The organism is Streptosporangium sp. NPDC050284, from assembly GCF_044459525.1.
Lineage (GTDB): Bacteria > Actinomycetota > Actinomycetes > Streptosporangiales > Streptosporangiaceae > Streptosporangium.
The window spans coordinates 41,064-56,273 of sequence record NZ_JBITIZ010000018.1; the positions used below are offsets into that span (position 1 = coordinate 41,064).

The following is a 15,210-nucleotide window of genomic DNA, read 5'->3' on the forward strand; positions in this document are numbered from 1 at the left end:
GATTTCCGGGGAGGAGGAAGATCTTGTCGAAAAACGAGCGAATAGCTCACTCGAAGATCACTCGTAAGTTCCGGTCCGAAGGACGCCAACTCCTGTTCACGCAGGGGCAGGGCGGTGAGGTTTCGGACGCGAACGGGATGACGTACATCGACTTCGTCATGGGATACGGACCGGTGATAATCGGCCACTCGGACGAACTCTTCAATGAAATTCTGTGCGGCTATCTCGGTAACGGCGTGATGATGCCGGGCTACACGACCTTCCACGCGGAGTACTTGGAACGGCTGCTCGGCGAGCGGACCGGGGACCGCGGCGCGTTCTTCAAGACCGCCTCCGAGGCCGTCACCGCGACCCTGCGGCTGGCCGCGATGCGCAACGGCCGGCTGGGAGTACTGCGCAGCGGTTACATCGGCTGGCATGACGCGCAGATCGCCAACTCCCTGAAGTGGCACGAGCCGCTGCACTCGCCGCTGCGCGGGAAACCGCGCTACACCGAGGCGATGCGCGGTATCGGCGAGACCGAGCCCGCGGTGAACTGGGTGGACCTGCGACTGGAGTCGCTGGCGGAGATCCTGGAGCGCTACCGGGACCGGCTGGGCTGTTTCGTCTTCGACGCCTACCTGGCCTCGTTCACCACCCCCGAGGTGCTGCGGCAGGCCGTCGCGATGTGCCGGGACGCCGGCCTGCTCACCGTCTTCGACGAGACCAAGACCGGTGGCCGTATCTCGCCGCTCGGCTACGACCACGACCACGCCATCGGCTCGGACCTCATCGTGATCGGCAAGGCGCTGGCCAACGGGGCGCCGCTGAGCCTGGTGGTGGGTGAGGCCGAACTGCTGGCCGACGCCGAACGGGCCCGGCTCAGCGGTACGTTCTCCAAGGAGATGATCGCCGTGTACGCGGCGCTGGCGACACGCGACATATTGGACAAGCCCATCGGTGACGCGCCGGACGGCTGGGCCGAGATCGGCCGGATCGGCACGCAGGTGGCGGCCGTCCTGACCGCGGCAGCCGAGGACGCCGGCGTGGCGGCCCTGGTCGGTGCCCGCCCCGTTCTCGGCGGCGGGATGTTCGAACTGGTCTACCACGACGACGCGCTGCTGGGTGACAAGGTGCGGCGTGAGGCGCTGCTCGCCGCGCTCACCGGCGCCGGCATCCTGCTCCTCGAAGGGCACCCGTCGTTCGTCAGCCTCGCACACCGGCAGATCGACCCGGATGAGCTGCGCGGCCGGGCGCGCCGAGCCTTCGAGCAGTGGAGCACGAACGTGGAGGCCGGCCGTGACTGACCGCCCGCGCCTCGCCCTGGTCGGCTGCGGCCGGCAGATGAGCCAGAATCTCCTGCCGTTTCTCCAGCGCGTGCGCGGTCACCGGATCGTGGCCTGCGTCGACCCCGACCTGTCCCTGGCCAAGGAACTGCAGCAGGAGTCCGGGGCCGCGCTCTGCGCCGACTCGATCGAGGCGCTCGACCTGGACACCGTGGACGCGGCCGTCATCGCGGTGCCGCCCGAGCCGTCGTACCGGCTGACCCGCCGGCTGGTGGAGGGAGGCGTCGACTGCTTCGTGGAGAAGCCGGCCGGACCCTCGACGCCCGCGTTGCAGGACCTGCACCACGTCGTGGACCGCAGCGGCCGCAACGTCCAGGTGGGCTTCAACTTCCGCTACGCCGAGACGCTGCGGCGGCTGCACGAACTGAGCCGCGGCGCCCGGGCGACCTCGTGCTCGGTGACGATCGACTTCTACAGCCGCCATCCCTCGGCCCCGCAGTGGGGTGTGGACACCACACTGGAGGCGTGGATCCGGCACAACGGGGTGCACGCCCTGGACCTGGCCCGCTGGTTCACCCCCTCCCCCGTCGTCCAGGTGAACGCGCACGTCATCCCGGGCGAGGACGACCGCTTCCAGGTGAACGTGTTCCTCCGGCACCGCGACGGGTCCCTGTCGACGTTGCGGATGGGCAACCACGTCAAGCGGTTCCTGGTGGGCGTCATGGTGCAGGGGATGGACGGCAGCCGCTACAGCGCGCCGTCCCTGGAGCGGGTGACCCTCGATCTGGCCGACGGCCTGCCGATGGGCCAGGAGCTGTACGGCACGAAGAACCTCGATCACGGCTGGGACCGGAGCGGCTTCGGGCCGGAACTGGAGGCGTTCGTGACATCCTGCGGGAACGACGCCCCCCGTGCGGGCGACACGCCGTCGGTCGCCGACGCGCTCGCCGCCTCCGTGCTGGCCGACCAGGTGATGGAGGAGATCGACCGGGCCGGTAAGGACGGCCCGGGACACCTGCCGGACGCGGTCCGCGCCTCGGTGTAGGTGAGCCGTTGACCAGGGAGGGGTCCGTGGACCGGACGCGAGCGGCGGGCCGGACCGGGCGAGCACGGCAGGTCGCGTCGCCGGCCGTGCTCGGGTGGATCGCCGCCCGGCTGCGCGTACACCGGCCGCTGCTGGTGGTGTTCACCGTGGCGGCGGTGGCGGCGAACGTGTGCACGACGCTGGTGCCGGTCCAGATCGGCGCGGCGTTCGCCGAGGCGACCGGCGAGCGTGCCGACCTCGGCGTGCTGGCCGCCGCGGCGGTCGCCACCGCGCTGCTGGCGGCCGGCCGGTTCGCCGCCGACCTGCTCTCGCACGGCTCGATGGAGGTCCTCGCCCAGCGGGTCAAACGCAACGTGCGCGACGAGCTGTACCGCAGTCTGCTGGCCAAGCGCATGTCCTTTCACGACCAGCAGCGCATCGGCGACATCCTGGCCCGCGCCATCAACGACGCGCGGCTCGTCGACTACATGTTCAGCCCCGGCGTGTCCACCGCGTTCAACGCGCTGCTCGCCCTGGTGGTCCCGATCGTGTTCATCGCCTCGCTGAACGCCGAGCTCCTGCTCGCCCCCGGCGCGTTGATCGTGGTGTTCGCGGTCGCGCTGCGCCGGCACCTGCGGCGGCTGCAACCGCTGACGATGCGCATCCGGGAGACGTTCGCCGACCTGAACGAACGCTTCTCCACCACTTTGACCGGCATCGCCACCGTGAAGGCGGCCACCCAGGAGGAGCACGAGCGGCTCGCGTTCCGGCGGGCCGCCGCCGCCTACCGGGACGCCTTCGTACGGCGCGGCCGGGCGCAGGCCGTCTATCTGCCCGCGCTCAGCTTCGCCGTCGCGATGGCCGTCGGCGCCCTGCACTCCCTGTACCTGTACGGTCAGGGCGAGCTGACGCTCGCGCAGGTCGTCACCTACCTGGGCTGGCTGGTGGCGCTGGCGCAGCCGGTCACGTTGTCGGAGCAGGCCGTGCCGGTCGTCCAGGAGGGACTGGCCGCCGCCGCCCGGATGCGGCAGATCATCGACGGGCCCGGCGACCTTGAGGAGACCACCGGCGTCACGGTGGCCGTCGAGGGCGCGATCACCTTCGACCGGGTGACGTTGCGCCACGACGGCAGGGACATCCTGAGTGAGGTGTCCTTCCACCTGCCCGCCGGGCGCACGCTCGCCGTCGTCGGCCCCACCGGCAGCGGCAAGAGCATGTTGCTGAAACTCGTCGCGCGCATGTACGACGCCGACGAGGGGCGGGTGCTGATCGACGGCAGGGACGTACGCGACTGGGAGCCGGGCGCGCTGCGCCGTCAGATCGGCCACGTGGACCAGGAGATCTTCCTGTTCTCCAAGAGCGTGCTGGACAACGTCGCCTTCGGCGCACCCGCGGGGGCCGCGGAAGAGGACGTCAAGCGCGTCGCCAAACTGGCCTGCGCCGACGATTTCGTCCAGGAGATGGAGCACGGCTACGCCACCGTCCTGAACGAGGGCGGCACGACGCTGTCCGGCGGTCAGCGGCAAAGGCTGGCCATCGCCCGGGCGCTGCTCACCGACCCGCGTGTCCTCACCCTGGACGACGCGACGAGCGCGATCGACGCGCGTACGGAGGCGACCATCACCGAGGCGATCGAGCGGGCGACCACCGGCCGCACCACCGTGCTGGTCTCGCACCGTCCGGGCCAGATCCGGCGCGCGGACCTCATCGTGCTGCTGGACGCCGGCCGCGTCGTCGACCTCGGCGGGCACGACGAGCTGATGGCACGCTGCGCGCTCTACCGGGAGATCTACAGTGACTGACCTGTTCGCCGGCCTGCACGCCGACGCCTACGACCGCGTGTACGGCAACCGCCGGCTCCTGGTGCGCATCCTGGCCTACCTGCGCACCCAGCGTGGCACGATGCTGGGCTGCGCGGTCCTCGTCGTGGGGTCGGCCCTGCTGACCGCCTCGGTGCCCGTCGTCATCGCGCGGCTGATCGACGAGGTCGGCGGCGGGGCCGGGCTGGGCCTGTGGTTGTGCCTGTTCGTCGTCGTCGCCGCGGTGCTGGCGTGGGCGATGAACTGGGCGCGCCAGGCCGTCACCGCCCGGCTGGTCGGCGACGTGGTCTACCGGCTGCAGTGCGAGGCCGCCGACGCCGCGCTGGACAAGGACGTCGCCTTCCACGACGACAACTCCGTCGGGCGGGTGCTCAGCCGGGTCACCGGCGACACCGAGGGCTTCGGCTCGGTGATGACGCTCACCTTGAACCTGCTCAGCCAGTCGCTGCTGGTCCTGTTGCTCGGCGGCGTGGTGTTCTGGACCGACCCGGGCCTGGGTCTGATCATCGTGGCGGCGCTGCCGTTCCTGCTGGGGGCGGCGCTGGCCTTTCGCCGGATCGCCCGCACGGCGGCGGCCGCCACCCGGCGGGTGATGGCGAAGGTCAACGCCAACGTGCACGAGTCGATGATGGGCATCGCCGTCGCCAAGAGCTTCGGCCGCGAACAGACCGTCTACGACGACTTCGACGACGTCAACCGGCTGTCGTACCGGGTGTACGTGCGCCAGGGGCTCATCTACGCGGTCATCCTGCCGGTGCTGACCCTGCTGGCGGGGCTGGCGACGGCCGTCGTGCTCTACCAGGGCGGGCGTTTCGCGATGCTCGGCAGGCTCTCGCCCGGTGAGTGGTATTTCGCGCTGCAGGCGCTCGGTATGTTGTGGCAGCCGGTCACCCAGGCGGCGGCGTTCTGGAGCCTGTTCCAGCAGGGGCTGGCCGCCGCGGAACGGGTGTTCGCGCTGATCGACGACCGGGGATCGGTCGTGCGGGGAGGACAGGAGCCGGTGTCGCGCCTGGACGGTGAGATCGAGGCGCGCGGCCTGCGTTTCGGCTACGGCTCCGGCGGCCCCGTCTTCGACGGGCTGGACCTGCGGATCGCCGCGCGCGAGACGGTGGCGATCGTCGGGCGCACGGGGGGCGGCAAGTCCACCCTCGTCAAGATCATCGCCCGTGCGTACGACTTCCAGGGCGGCGAGCTGCTCGTCGACGGCCGCGACGTCCGCGCCCTGGACCTGACGGCCTACCGGCGGCGCGTCGGCGTCGTGCCACAGCACCCGTTCGTGTTCGCCGGCACGCTGACGGAGAACATCGCCTACGGCCGTCCCGGAGCCGGTCCGGCCGACGTCGAGCGCGCCATCGACCGGATCGGGCGCCGGGTGTGGAGGCGCAGCATGCCGATGTCCCCGCACGAGCGGCTCACCGACGGCGGCCGGGGGGTGTCGGTCGGGCAGCGGCAGCTCATCGCCGTGGCGCGGATGTTCGTGCGCGAGCCCGACATCGTGCTCCTGGACGAGCCGACCGCCAGTGTCGACCCCCTGACCGAGAGGGGCATCCAGAACGCGCTGGCGCGGTTGTTCGCCGGCCGGACCGTCCTGGTCATCGCGCACCGGCTGTCGACCATCCGGCGGGCCGACCGGATCCTCGTCCTGGACGAGGGCAGGATCGTCGAGGACGGCTCCTTCGACGAGTTGCTGTGCCGTGACGGGCCGTTCGCCGCTCTGTACGCCACCTACTACGCCCACCAGGAGACGGCGTGAGCGGCTCGGCGGCGGGTCCGCCGCCGGTCCGCTGCGCGCCGCACCCGCGGGAGTTCGACGCGATCCAGCGGCAGGCCTCGGCCGAGGGCGTGCGCTGCGTGGTGGGAGCCGTTCTGGTCAACCCGCGCGGCGAGGTGTTCCTGCAGCGCCGCGCCCCGCATGTGCGGCTGTTCCCCGGCTGCTGGGACATCGTCGGCGGGCACGTGGAGGCCGGTGAGACGCTGTGCGCGGCGCTCGCCCGCGAGATCGCCGAGGAGACCGGCTGGCATCTTGAGCGGGTCGGCGACCTGGTCAAGGTGTTCGACTGGGAGGGCGGCGACGGCACCCGGCGGCGCGAGATCGACGTGCTCGCCACCGTCACCGGAGACCTGGAACGGCCCCGCGTCGAACACGACAAATTCGTCGAGGCCGGCTGGCTGGACGCGGCGCGGCTGCGTGTCCTGGCCGCCGGCGGCGAAGAGACCGGCATGATCGATCTGGCTCTGCGCGCCCTCGCCATGCGCTCCCCCGCCGGGAACGCCCCACCTACCTGGAGACGCTGACGGCATGATCTCGCTCGCGCTGCCCAAGGGGTCCGCTCTGGAGCGGCCGGTCCTGGACCTTTTCACCGCCGCCGGGCTCGGCGTGCGCCGGACGTCTGGCCGCAGCTACCGGGCGAGCATCGAGTACGGCGGCCCGATCCAGGTCGTCTTCTTCAAGCCGCGGGAGATCCCGCTGGTCCTGCAGGACGGCGCCTTCGACTTCGGCGTCGCCGGCACCGACTGGATCGAGGAGACCGGAGCCAAGGTCGAGGTCGTCGAGGCGGTGGCGGCGGGCCGTCCGTGGCGCATGGTGCTGGCCGTACCGGCCGAGGGGCCCGCGGCCCTGTCCTCCGGCGCCCGCGTGGCCACCGAGTTCCCCGGCATCGGCCGGCGCTATCTGCGCGGCCGGGGGTCGGCGGCCGAGGTGGTGCACTCCTACGGCGCCAGCCAGGCCAAGATCCCTGAGCTCGCGGACGCCGTCATCGAGGTGCTCGAACCGGGCGCGTCCCTCGCGCCGGGCCTGCGGGTCCTCGACACGGTGCGCACCTGCGCGCCGCGGCTCATCGCCGGGCCGCACGCGTGGCGGGACGCCGGCAAACGCGCCCGGATCCAGAAGGTGGCCCTGCTGCTGGCCTCGGTGCGGGTGGGGGCGGCGCACGTGCTGCTGACGGTGCGCACGTCGGCGCGCGAGTTGCCGCGCGTCGCGCCGGCGCTGCCCCCGCGCTCATGGCGCGTCGGCGACCTGTCTGAGGAGGGCCCGGTGGTGGTGCAGGGGCTGGCGGTGCGGCGCGGCGTGGCCGAGACCATCGACGGCATCCTGGCCGCGGGCGCGGCCGACGTCGTGGTCTCCCCGGTCGGCCGGGTCGTGACCCATCCGCGGGGGACTTCGTCGCGGGAGCCGTGCCGGCCGTGAGGAGCGCGCCGCCCGTGGAACGCCGAATGATCGTCTGCGACCTGGACGGCACGTTGCTCGACTCGCGCGGCGAGCTGTCCGAACGCACCCGGGCGGCCGTGCGCCGCGTCCGGGCGGCCGGCCACGTGTTCGTCATCGCGACGGCGCGACCGGTCCGAGACACCCGGCATGTGGCCGCGGCCCTGAACGACACCGGCAACACCGGCAACACAGCCGACGCGAACAGCGCGGTCTGCGGCAACGGCTCCGTCGTCTACGACTTCGCCCGAGACGAGGTGGTCGATCACCACCCGTTCGCCGAGGCGGACGTGGCGAGGGCGCTGACGGCGCTGCGCGAACGCTTTCCCGGCATCCGGCTGGGCGCCGAGTGTCATCTGGAGCTGCTGCTGGAGGACGCCTTCGAGCTGGCCCCCGCGCTGGCCCGCGACGCCCGGCGGGTGCCGAGGCTGGAGGAGGCGATCGACTGGCACGGCGTCGGCAAGATCGTGGTCCAGCTGGAGGGGGCGGCCCGCGGGTACTACGAGAGCGTGGGCACGCTGCTGCCCGGGTGCGAGGTCACCGTGTCGGCGGACGTGTTCTGCGAGGTGACCCGCGCCGGAGTGACGAAGGCGGCCGCCCTGGAGGCGATGGCCGACCGGCTCGGCTTCGGCCGCGCGGGCGTGATCGCCTTTGGCGACATGCCCAACGACCTGCCGATGCTGACCTGGTCGGGGACGGCGGTCGCGGTCGCCAACGCCCATCCGGCGGTGCTCGCCGCAGCCCACGAGATGACCGCGTCCAACGACGACGACGGCGTCGCCGTATGGCTGGAGCAGTTATCAGAGAAGCATTGACACTTGTCTGATGAGTGCTCATTCTGGTCAAAGCTCCGGTTTGGGAGGTGCTTATGACCCGCCTGTTCGCCCGGTCGTCAATCGCCCTTTGCTTTCTGTTCACGCTCGTCGCCTGTGGAGGCTCGCAGGGAACCGCCCAGAACGCGGGGGCGAACGAGGCCACCGCCGCCGACCTGCGAGTGGGGGTCGCCTACAGCCGAGGCGGGCGCGGCGACAAGTCCTTCAACGACTCCGCGGGGGCGGGCGTTGATCAGGCCAAGGCCTCGCTGGGCATCGAGGTCAAGGAGCTGAGCCCGAACGCGGCCGGCTCCGACCTGGAGGAGATCCTGCGCCTCCTGGCCGAGACGGGCCACAACCCCGTCCTGGCCGTCGGCTTCTTCTACGCCCAGCCGCTCATGAAGGTCGCGCCCGCCTACCCGCGGACGCACTTCGTCATCATCGACGACGCGACGGTGAAGCTGCCCAACGTCACCAACGTGGTGTTCCGCGAGGAGCAGGCCAGCTACCTGGTCGGGGCCGCGGCGGCGCTGAAGTCCGCCACCGGACGGATCGGCTTCGTCGGCGGCGTGCAGACGCCACCCCAGGAGAAGTTCCTGGCCGGGTACGCGGCCGGCGCCCGCGCGATCGACCCGAAGATCCGGCTGTCGAGCGTCTTCATGACGCAGCCGCCCGACTTCAGTGGATTCTCCTCCCCGGACAAGGCGCGGGAGGCCGCCCGCGGCATGTACGACAGTGGCGCCGACATCGTCTACCACGCGGCCGGCGCCTCAGGGCTCGGTGTCTTCCAGGCGGCCAAAGCGGCACACAAGTGGGCCATCGGCGTCGACGTCGACCAGCGCCGCACCGTCGCCCCCGACCTGTCGGAGGTGATCCTCACCAGCGCCACCAAGCAGATCGACGTCGCGGTGCGGCGCGTCATCGAGGAGCAGGCGGCGGGCAAGGCGGTCTACGGGCTGCGCGAGTTCGGCCTCGACGAGGACGGCGTCGGCTACGCCACCACCGGCTCCGACCTCGCCGACATCCGGCCCCGGCTGGACGAGATCAGAAAGCGGATCATCGCCGGCGAGATCGACGTGCCGGTCGTCCCGTGAGGCGGCCTTCGACGACCTCCCCGGGCGTGCCGCTCGTCGAGCTTCGCCGCATCACCAAGCGCTACCCCGGCGTCACCGCCAACCGCGACATGAACCTCCTCGTGCGGCCGGGCCAGGTGCACGCCGTGGTCGGCGAGAACGGCGCCGGCAAGTCGACCCTCATGCGCATCCTGTACGGCGAGGAGCGCCCCGACTCCGGCGACCTGCTGCTCGACGGCGTCCCCGTGCGGTTCCGGTCGCCCGCCGACGCCATCGCGGCCGGCATCGGCATGGTCCACCAGCACTTCCTGCTCGCCGAGAACCTGACCGTGCTGGAGAACGTGATCCTGGGCGCCGAGACCTCGCGCCGAGGGCTGCTCGACCGCCGCACGAGCGCCCGCGCTCTGCGCGACCTCGGCGAGCGGTACGGCCTGGCCGTCGACCCCGGCGCCCGGATCGAGCACCTGGGCCTGGGCGAGCGGCAGCGGGTGGAGATCCTCAAGGCCCTGTACCGGGGCGCGCGCCTCCTCATCCTCGACGAGCCCACCACGGTGCTCGCGTCCGGCGAGGTGCGGCGCCTGTTCACCAGCCTCGCCGAGCTGCGCGCTCAGGGCCTGGCCGTGCTGTTCATCTCGCACAAGCTCGACGAGGTGCTCAGCGTCTCCGATCACATCACCGTCATCCGCGCCGGAACCGCCGTGGGCGAGTTCGCCGCCGGCGACGCCGACCCGGGCGTGCTCACCCGGCTCATCGCCAGCGGCGACCTGCCGCCCGCCGCCCGCGGCGGGCGCACAGAAAGGGGCCCCGTCGTGCTGCGCCTGGACGGCGTGCGCACCGACGCCGTCCAGGCGGCCACCCTGGAGCTGGCCAAGGGCGAGATCCTGGGCATCGCCGGCGTCCAGGGCAACGGGCAGTCCGAGCTGATCGACGCGCTGGTGGGCACCCGCGAGACCACGGCCGGTACCGTGCGCCTCGGCGACCGTGACGCCACCCGGCTGGGCGTGCGCGGGCGCCGCCGCCTCGGACTGGCGTGCATTCCCGAGGACCGCCACCGCCACGCCCTGGCGCTGCCCGCCACGCTGTGGGAGAACGTCATGCTGGGCAGCGAGGACCTGCGCCGCCGCAGCCGGTGGCGCCTGGACCGCGCGGCCGCCCGGGAGGTCGCCGGACAGATCGGCGCCCGCCTCGGCATCGGCGCCCCCTCCCCCGACGTCCCCGCCGCCGCGCTGTCCGGCGGCAACCAGCAAAAACTCGTCGTCGGCCGGGTGCTGCGCGGCCGCCCCCAGGTGCTGCTCGCCGCCCACCCCACCCTCGGCGTGGACGTCGGCGCCCAGGCCGTCATCTGGGATCTGCTGCGCGAGGCCCGCGACGCCGGCCTGGCCGTCCTGCTGGTCAGCGCCGACCTCGACGAGGTGCTCGGCCTGAGCGACCGCGTACAGGTGATGTTGCGCGGCCGGCTGACGCCCGCCCTGCCGGTCGCGGAGCTCACCCGTCCGCGCCTGGTCCGGCTGATGACGGGCACAGGATGAACGCGATCACCGCCCGGGCCGGGAAGGTGCCGCGCGTGCTCGCCGCGCCGGCGCTCGCGCTGTTGCTGGCACTCGTCGTGGCCACGGCACTGCTGGCCGCGGCGGGCGCGTCGCCGGGCAGGACGTATGTGACGATGCTGGAGTTCGGCGCGCGGCCGGACTCGCTGGTCTCGGCCGTCAACCGGTCGGTCGTCTACTTCCTCGCGGGTCTCGCGGTGGCCGTCACGTTCCGCATGAACCTGTTCAACATCGGCGTGGAGGGCCAGTACCGCCTCGCCGCGCTGCTGGCCGCGGCGGCCGGCGCGCACCTGGACCTGCCGGCGCCCCTGCACGTGGCCGTCATGTGCGCGGTCGCCATGCTCGCCGGGGCCGTGTGGGCCGCGCTCGCCGCGCTGCTCAAGGTCTGGCGCGGTGTGTCGGAGGTGTTGTCGACGCTGCTGCTGAACTATGTCGCCACCGGGGTCGTGGCGTACCTGCTGGCCGAGGTGTTCGCCGCCGGCAGCACGACCGGGTCGACCGCGGAACTGCCGCCCTCGGCCCGCCTGCCCGAGCTGAACGGCCTGCTCGCCCTGGCCGGGGTGACGCTCCCGGGCGGCGCGAGCCTCGGCGGGGCCGTGCTCGGTGCCGCGCTCCTGGGGGTGGCCCTGCACCTGCTGCTCACCCGGACGCTGTTCGGGCACGACCTGCGGATGAGCGGGCTGAACGCCGCGGCGGCCCGCGTCCACGGCGTCGATCCCCGCCGCATGATCGTTGTGACGATGCTCGTCTCGGGCGCGATCGCCGGACTGGCCGGGCTGCCCCACCTGCTGGGCACCGCCTACCACTTCGGCCTGGACTTTCCCGCCGGGGCGGGCTTCACCGGCATCGCGGTGGCCCTGCTCGGCCGCAACACCCCGCTCGGCATCGCGCTCGCCGCCCTGCTCTTCGGCTTCCTGGAGCGCTCGGCGCTCATCCTCGACATCGAGGGCGTGCCCAAGGAGATCGTCACGATCATGCAGGGCGTCATCGTGATCAGTGTCGTGGTCGCGCACGAGGTGGTGCGCCGTGCCGAACGCCGGCGCGCCGCACGGCTGGTGCGTGCGCGCACCGAGCCCGAGGCCATACCGGCCCCGGCGCCGGGAGGGGTCTCGTGAACGCGCTGACACGGCGGCCGCTGCTGATCGTCTTGCTCGTGCTGCTCGCGGTGGCGGGCGTCCGCGCCCTCACCGGCGAGGCGCTCACCGACTCCGGCATGGTCGGCGCCGCACTCCGCCTCGCGGTGCCGATCGGGCTGGCCGGGCTGAGCGGACTGTGGAGCGAACGCGCGGGCGTCGCCAACCTCGGCATCGAGGGCATGATGATCATCGGGACGGTGTGCGGGGCGTGGGCGGGCCACTTCCACGGCGTCTGGGCCGGGGTGGTGGCCGGGGTGCTGGGCGGCGCCGCCGCCGGACTGCTGCACGCCGTCGTCACCGTCACCTTCGGCGTCGACCAGGTGGTGTGCGGCATCGCCGTCAACATCCTGGCGGCGGGGGTGGCACGTTTTCTGTGCGTCGTCGTGTTCGCCGGCCTGCCCGGCGCCGGGGCCACCCAGTCGCCCCCCGTCACGGGCGAGGTCGGCACCGTGAGCGTGCCGCTGCTGGCGGGCGGCGCGGGCGGCGACCTGCTGGGCGACCTGGAACGCGGCGGCGTCTTCCTCCTCGCGGACGCCGCCGGCCTGCTGCGGGGGCTGCTGCACGAGGTGTCGTGGCTCACCGTGGCCGCCGTCGTGCTCGTCCCGGTCAGCGTCGTGCTCCTGTGGCACACCGCGTTCGGGCTGCGGCTGCGCTCGGCCGGGGAGCACCCGGCCGCGGCCGACTCGCTCGGCGTGCCGGTCCAGCGGATGCGCTACTGCGGTGTGCTGGTCTCCGGCGCTCTGGCCGGTCTGGCCGGCGCCTACCTCGTCACCGTCTCCTCCGGCCTCTACCAGGAGGGCCAGACCGGCGGGCGCGGCTTCATCGGCCTCGCCGCAATGATCTTCGGTAACTGGCGGCCGGTCGGCACGGCGGGCGGGGCGCTGCTGTTCGGCTACGCCGACGCCGTGCAGTTGCGCCAGGCGAGCGCGGTGCACACCCTGCTGCTTTTGGGCGCGATGCTGGCGTGGGCGGCGGCGATCGTCGTCGCGCGGCGGCGGCCCCGCCTGGCGGCGGGCGCGGCCCTGCTCGGCGCGGCCGCCTTCGCGCTCTTCCAGAACACCGGCTCGGTGCCCACCCAGCTCATCTACGTCACGCCGTACCTGACCACGCTGCTGGTGCTGGCCACGGTCGCCCAGCGGCTGCGCATGCCCGCCTATGTCGGCCTGCCCTACCGGCGGGGAGGTGGCTGACCATGACGCACGTGCCGCGCCCCCGGGTGCTGGCCTACCTGGACCGCTGGTCCGCAGCGCCCGGACAGCGCGTGAGCGTGCACGCGAGCGGGCCCGCCGGAGCCGCGCAGGTCGAGGTGGTCGACCTGGTGAGCCAGACCGTGCTCGGCCAGGCGATGCCGGTCACCGTCGAGCCGCGGCGCCTGCTGACCGGCTCCCACCTGGAGGCCGCGGGCGTGCCGGCCCCCGCCCGGGGCAGCGTCGCGCTGTGGCTGCGCCCGCACGGGGCCGGCGCCCGGCAGGTCGTGGCGGAGCTGGACACCGGCGACCGGCGGCTGCTGATCACCCTGGACGAGACCGGGCGCCCCGAGACCGCCCTCGAGACCGGATCCGGCGTCCTGCGTGCGGGAGCGGGCTCGGTCCTCCCCCAGGGGGCGTGGTCGTTGCTGGTGGCCGCCTGGACGGCGGAGCCCCGCGGCACCCGGCTGCGCCTCGCCATCCGAGGAGCTGTGCGCGACGACGCCTCCGCGCACCGGGCGGACCTGCCGCTGCCGCCGGCGACCGCGACCCTGCGCTTCGGCGCGGGCTCCGGCCACCGCGACCCGTACGCCGGGCGCCTGGCGCTGCCCCTGCTGACCGGCGACGCGCTCACTCCCGGCGACTGCGACACCCTGACGGGCCTGACCACCGGCCCGGCCCTGGCCGGGCACCTGGGCACCGGTCTGCTCGCCCTGTGGGACCCGGCCGCCGATCCGGGCGGCCCCGTCGTCGCGGACGTCAGCGGAAACGCCCGGCACGCCCGCGCCGTCAACCGGCCGCTCGCCGGGCTCGTCGGCCCCGGCGAAGACGGCAGCCGCACCGCCCTCCAGCTCAGCCCCGAAGACCTGGACGACGCCCGCTGGCCGCGGACGTGCGCGGTGACCGTACCCGCCGACGCCGGCTCGACCGTGCTCGGCGTGCGGGTGCGCGCCGGAGGCGACTGCCACGGTGACTCCCACGGTGACTCCCACGTCGTCCCGCTCGTCGTCGCCCCCACCGGCCCGGCGCGCCCGATCGCGGTCGTCCTGCCGACGTTCACCTACCTGGCCTACGCCAACCACCGCCAGTCCAGCGAGGCCGAGTACTTCGGCGACTACTCGCACGTGACCGACCGGCGCATCGAGCTGTCGGGCACCGACGTCTACCTCAACGCCCACCGCGACCTCGGTCTGTCCCTGTACGACCAGCGACGCGAGGGCGGCCCCGTCTACCACTCCTGCGGGCGGCGCCCGGTGCTCAACCACACGCCGGACTACCGGTGGTGGATGACCGGGGCGCCCCGGCACTTCGCCGCCGACCTCCTGCTGCTGCGCTGGCTGCACGCCGAGGGCTTCGCCTTCGACGTCCTGGCCGACGAGGACGTGCACACCGGCGGGGCCGCCCTGCTGGCGCGCTACCGCGTCGTGCTGACCGGCAGCCACCCCGAGTACGTCAGCGCACCGGAGCGCGAGGCCGTCGCGGCGTACGTGTCCGGCGGCGGACGGCTCATGTACCTGGGCGGCAACGGCTTCTACTGGGTGACCGGCGTCGACCCACGCCACCCGAACGCGATCGAGGTACGCCGCGGCCACACCGGCGCCTGGTGGGACAACGAGCCCGGAGAGGACGTCCTCACCTCCACCGGGGAGCCCGGCGGGCTGTGGCGCGAGCGCGGCCTGGCACCCCAGGGACTGCTCGGCGTCGGCTTCACCGCCCAGGGCTGGGGCCCGGCACCCGGCTTCACCCGCCTGCCCGACAGCTACCGCGCCGAGGCGGCCTGGGTGTTCGCCGGGATCTCCGATCCGGTCATCGGCCGCCACGGGCTCGCTCTCGGCGGCGCGGCCGGAGACGAGATCGACCGCGCCGACCCCGACCTCGGCACCCCTCCGGGCACCCTGCTGCTCGCCACGTCCGCGGGCGGGCACAGCGGCCACTACCAGAACGCGCCGGAGGAGGCCCGCCTCGGCGCGGACGCCGTCCGCGCCGACATGACGCTGCGCCTGACCCGGGCGGGCGGCGCCGTCTTCGCCACCGGATCCGTCAACTGGGTGGCCAGCCTCGCCTGCTGTGACGGCGACGTGCGGCGCGTCACTCGAAACGTCCTGTCCCGGTTCCTTTCACCGAAACCCTCCAAGGAGTGA

General features: G+C 73.0%; 12 protein-coding genes. All 12 read left to right on the forward strand.

Annotated elements, in window-relative coordinates; all coding sequences use genetic code 11:
• Positions 1-23 precede the first annotated feature (23 nt).
• The 12 genes from ACIBH4_RS32925 to ACIBH4_RS32980 are packed head-to-tail and all read left to right on the forward strand — an operon-like array spanning position 24 to position 15,210.
• Positions 24-1,286, forward strand: coding sequence for an aminotransferase class III-fold pyridoxal phosphate-dependent enzyme (locus tag ACIBH4_RS32925; RefSeq protein WP_362519039.1), 1,263 nt, complete (start codon positions 24-26; stop codon positions 1,284-1,286).
• Positions 1,279-2,310 (forward strand): Gfo/Idh/MocA family oxidoreductase, encoded by a 1,032-nt coding sequence (locus ACIBH4_RS32930; protein WP_362519044.1) that lies wholly within the window; start codon positions 1,279-1,281, stop codon positions 2,308-2,310. The genes ACIBH4_RS32925 and ACIBH4_RS32930 overlap by 8 nt, the downstream gene beginning before the upstream one ends.
• A gap of 26 nt (positions 2,311-2,336) precedes the next feature.
• Complete coding sequence (locus ACIBH4_RS32935) at positions 2,337-4,091, forward strand: ABC transporter ATP-binding protein (RefSeq protein WP_362519047.1); 1,755 nt, start codon at positions 2,337-2,339, stop codon at positions 4,089-4,091.
• Positions 4,084-5,862, forward strand: coding sequence for an ABC transporter ATP-binding protein (locus ACIBH4_RS32940; RefSeq protein ID WP_362519050.1), 1,779 nt, complete (start codon positions 4,084-4,086; stop codon positions 5,860-5,862). The genes ACIBH4_RS32935 and ACIBH4_RS32940 overlap by 8 nt, the downstream gene beginning before the upstream one ends.
• Positions 5,859-6,404 carry an NUDIX domain-containing protein gene (locus tag ACIBH4_RS32945; protein ID WP_362767479.1) on the forward strand — a complete coding sequence of 182 codons (546 nt, stop codon included), beginning with the start codon at positions 5,859-5,861 and terminating at the stop codon, positions 6,402-6,404. Before ACIBH4_RS32940 ends, ACIBH4_RS32945 begins: the two co-directional genes overlap by 4 nt.
• Positions 6,405-6,408: 4 nt before the next feature.
• Positions 6,409-7,296 carry an ATP phosphoribosyltransferase gene (gene hisG, locus ACIBH4_RS32950; RefSeq protein WP_362767476.1) on the forward strand — a complete coding sequence of 296 codons (888 nt, stop codon included), beginning with the start codon at positions 6,409-6,411 and terminating at the stop codon, positions 7,294-7,296.
• Between the two features lie 14 nt (positions 7,297-7,310).
• Positions 7,311-8,129: an HAD family hydrolase gene (locus ACIBH4_RS32955; protein WP_362519061.1), complete on the forward strand. Its 819-nt coding sequence runs from the start codon at positions 7,311-7,313 to the stop codon at positions 8,127-8,129.
• A 53-nt stretch (positions 8,130-8,182) separates the two neighbouring features.
• Complete coding sequence (locus ACIBH4_RS32960; protein ID WP_362519064.1) at positions 8,183-9,220, forward strand: BMP family ABC transporter substrate-binding protein; 1,038 nt, start codon at positions 8,183-8,185, stop codon at positions 9,218-9,220.
• Positions 9,217-10,728, forward strand: coding sequence for an ABC transporter ATP-binding protein (locus tag ACIBH4_RS32965; protein ID WP_362767473.1), 1,512 nt, complete (start codon positions 9,217-9,219; stop codon positions 10,726-10,728). Before ACIBH4_RS32960 ends, ACIBH4_RS32965 begins: the two co-directional genes overlap by 4 nt.
• Positions 10,725-11,861, forward strand: a complete 1,137-nt coding sequence (locus ACIBH4_RS32970) for an ABC transporter permease (protein ID WP_362767470.1) — start codon at positions 10,725-10,727, stop codon at positions 11,859-11,861. Before ACIBH4_RS32965 ends, ACIBH4_RS32970 begins: the two co-directional genes overlap by 4 nt.
• Positions 11,858-13,072: an ABC transporter permease gene (locus tag ACIBH4_RS32975; RefSeq protein ID WP_362767467.1), complete on the forward strand. Its 1,215-nt coding sequence runs from the start codon at positions 11,858-11,860 to the stop codon at positions 13,070-13,072. The genes ACIBH4_RS32970 and ACIBH4_RS32975 overlap by 4 nt, the downstream gene beginning before the upstream one ends.
• A 2-nt stretch (positions 13,073-13,074) precedes the next feature.
• Positions 13,075-15,210 carry a N,N-dimethylformamidase beta subunit family domain-containing protein gene (locus tag ACIBH4_RS32980; RefSeq protein WP_362519076.1) on the forward strand — a complete coding sequence of 712 codons (2,136 nt, stop codon included), beginning with the start codon at positions 13,075-13,077 and terminating at the stop codon, positions 15,208-15,210.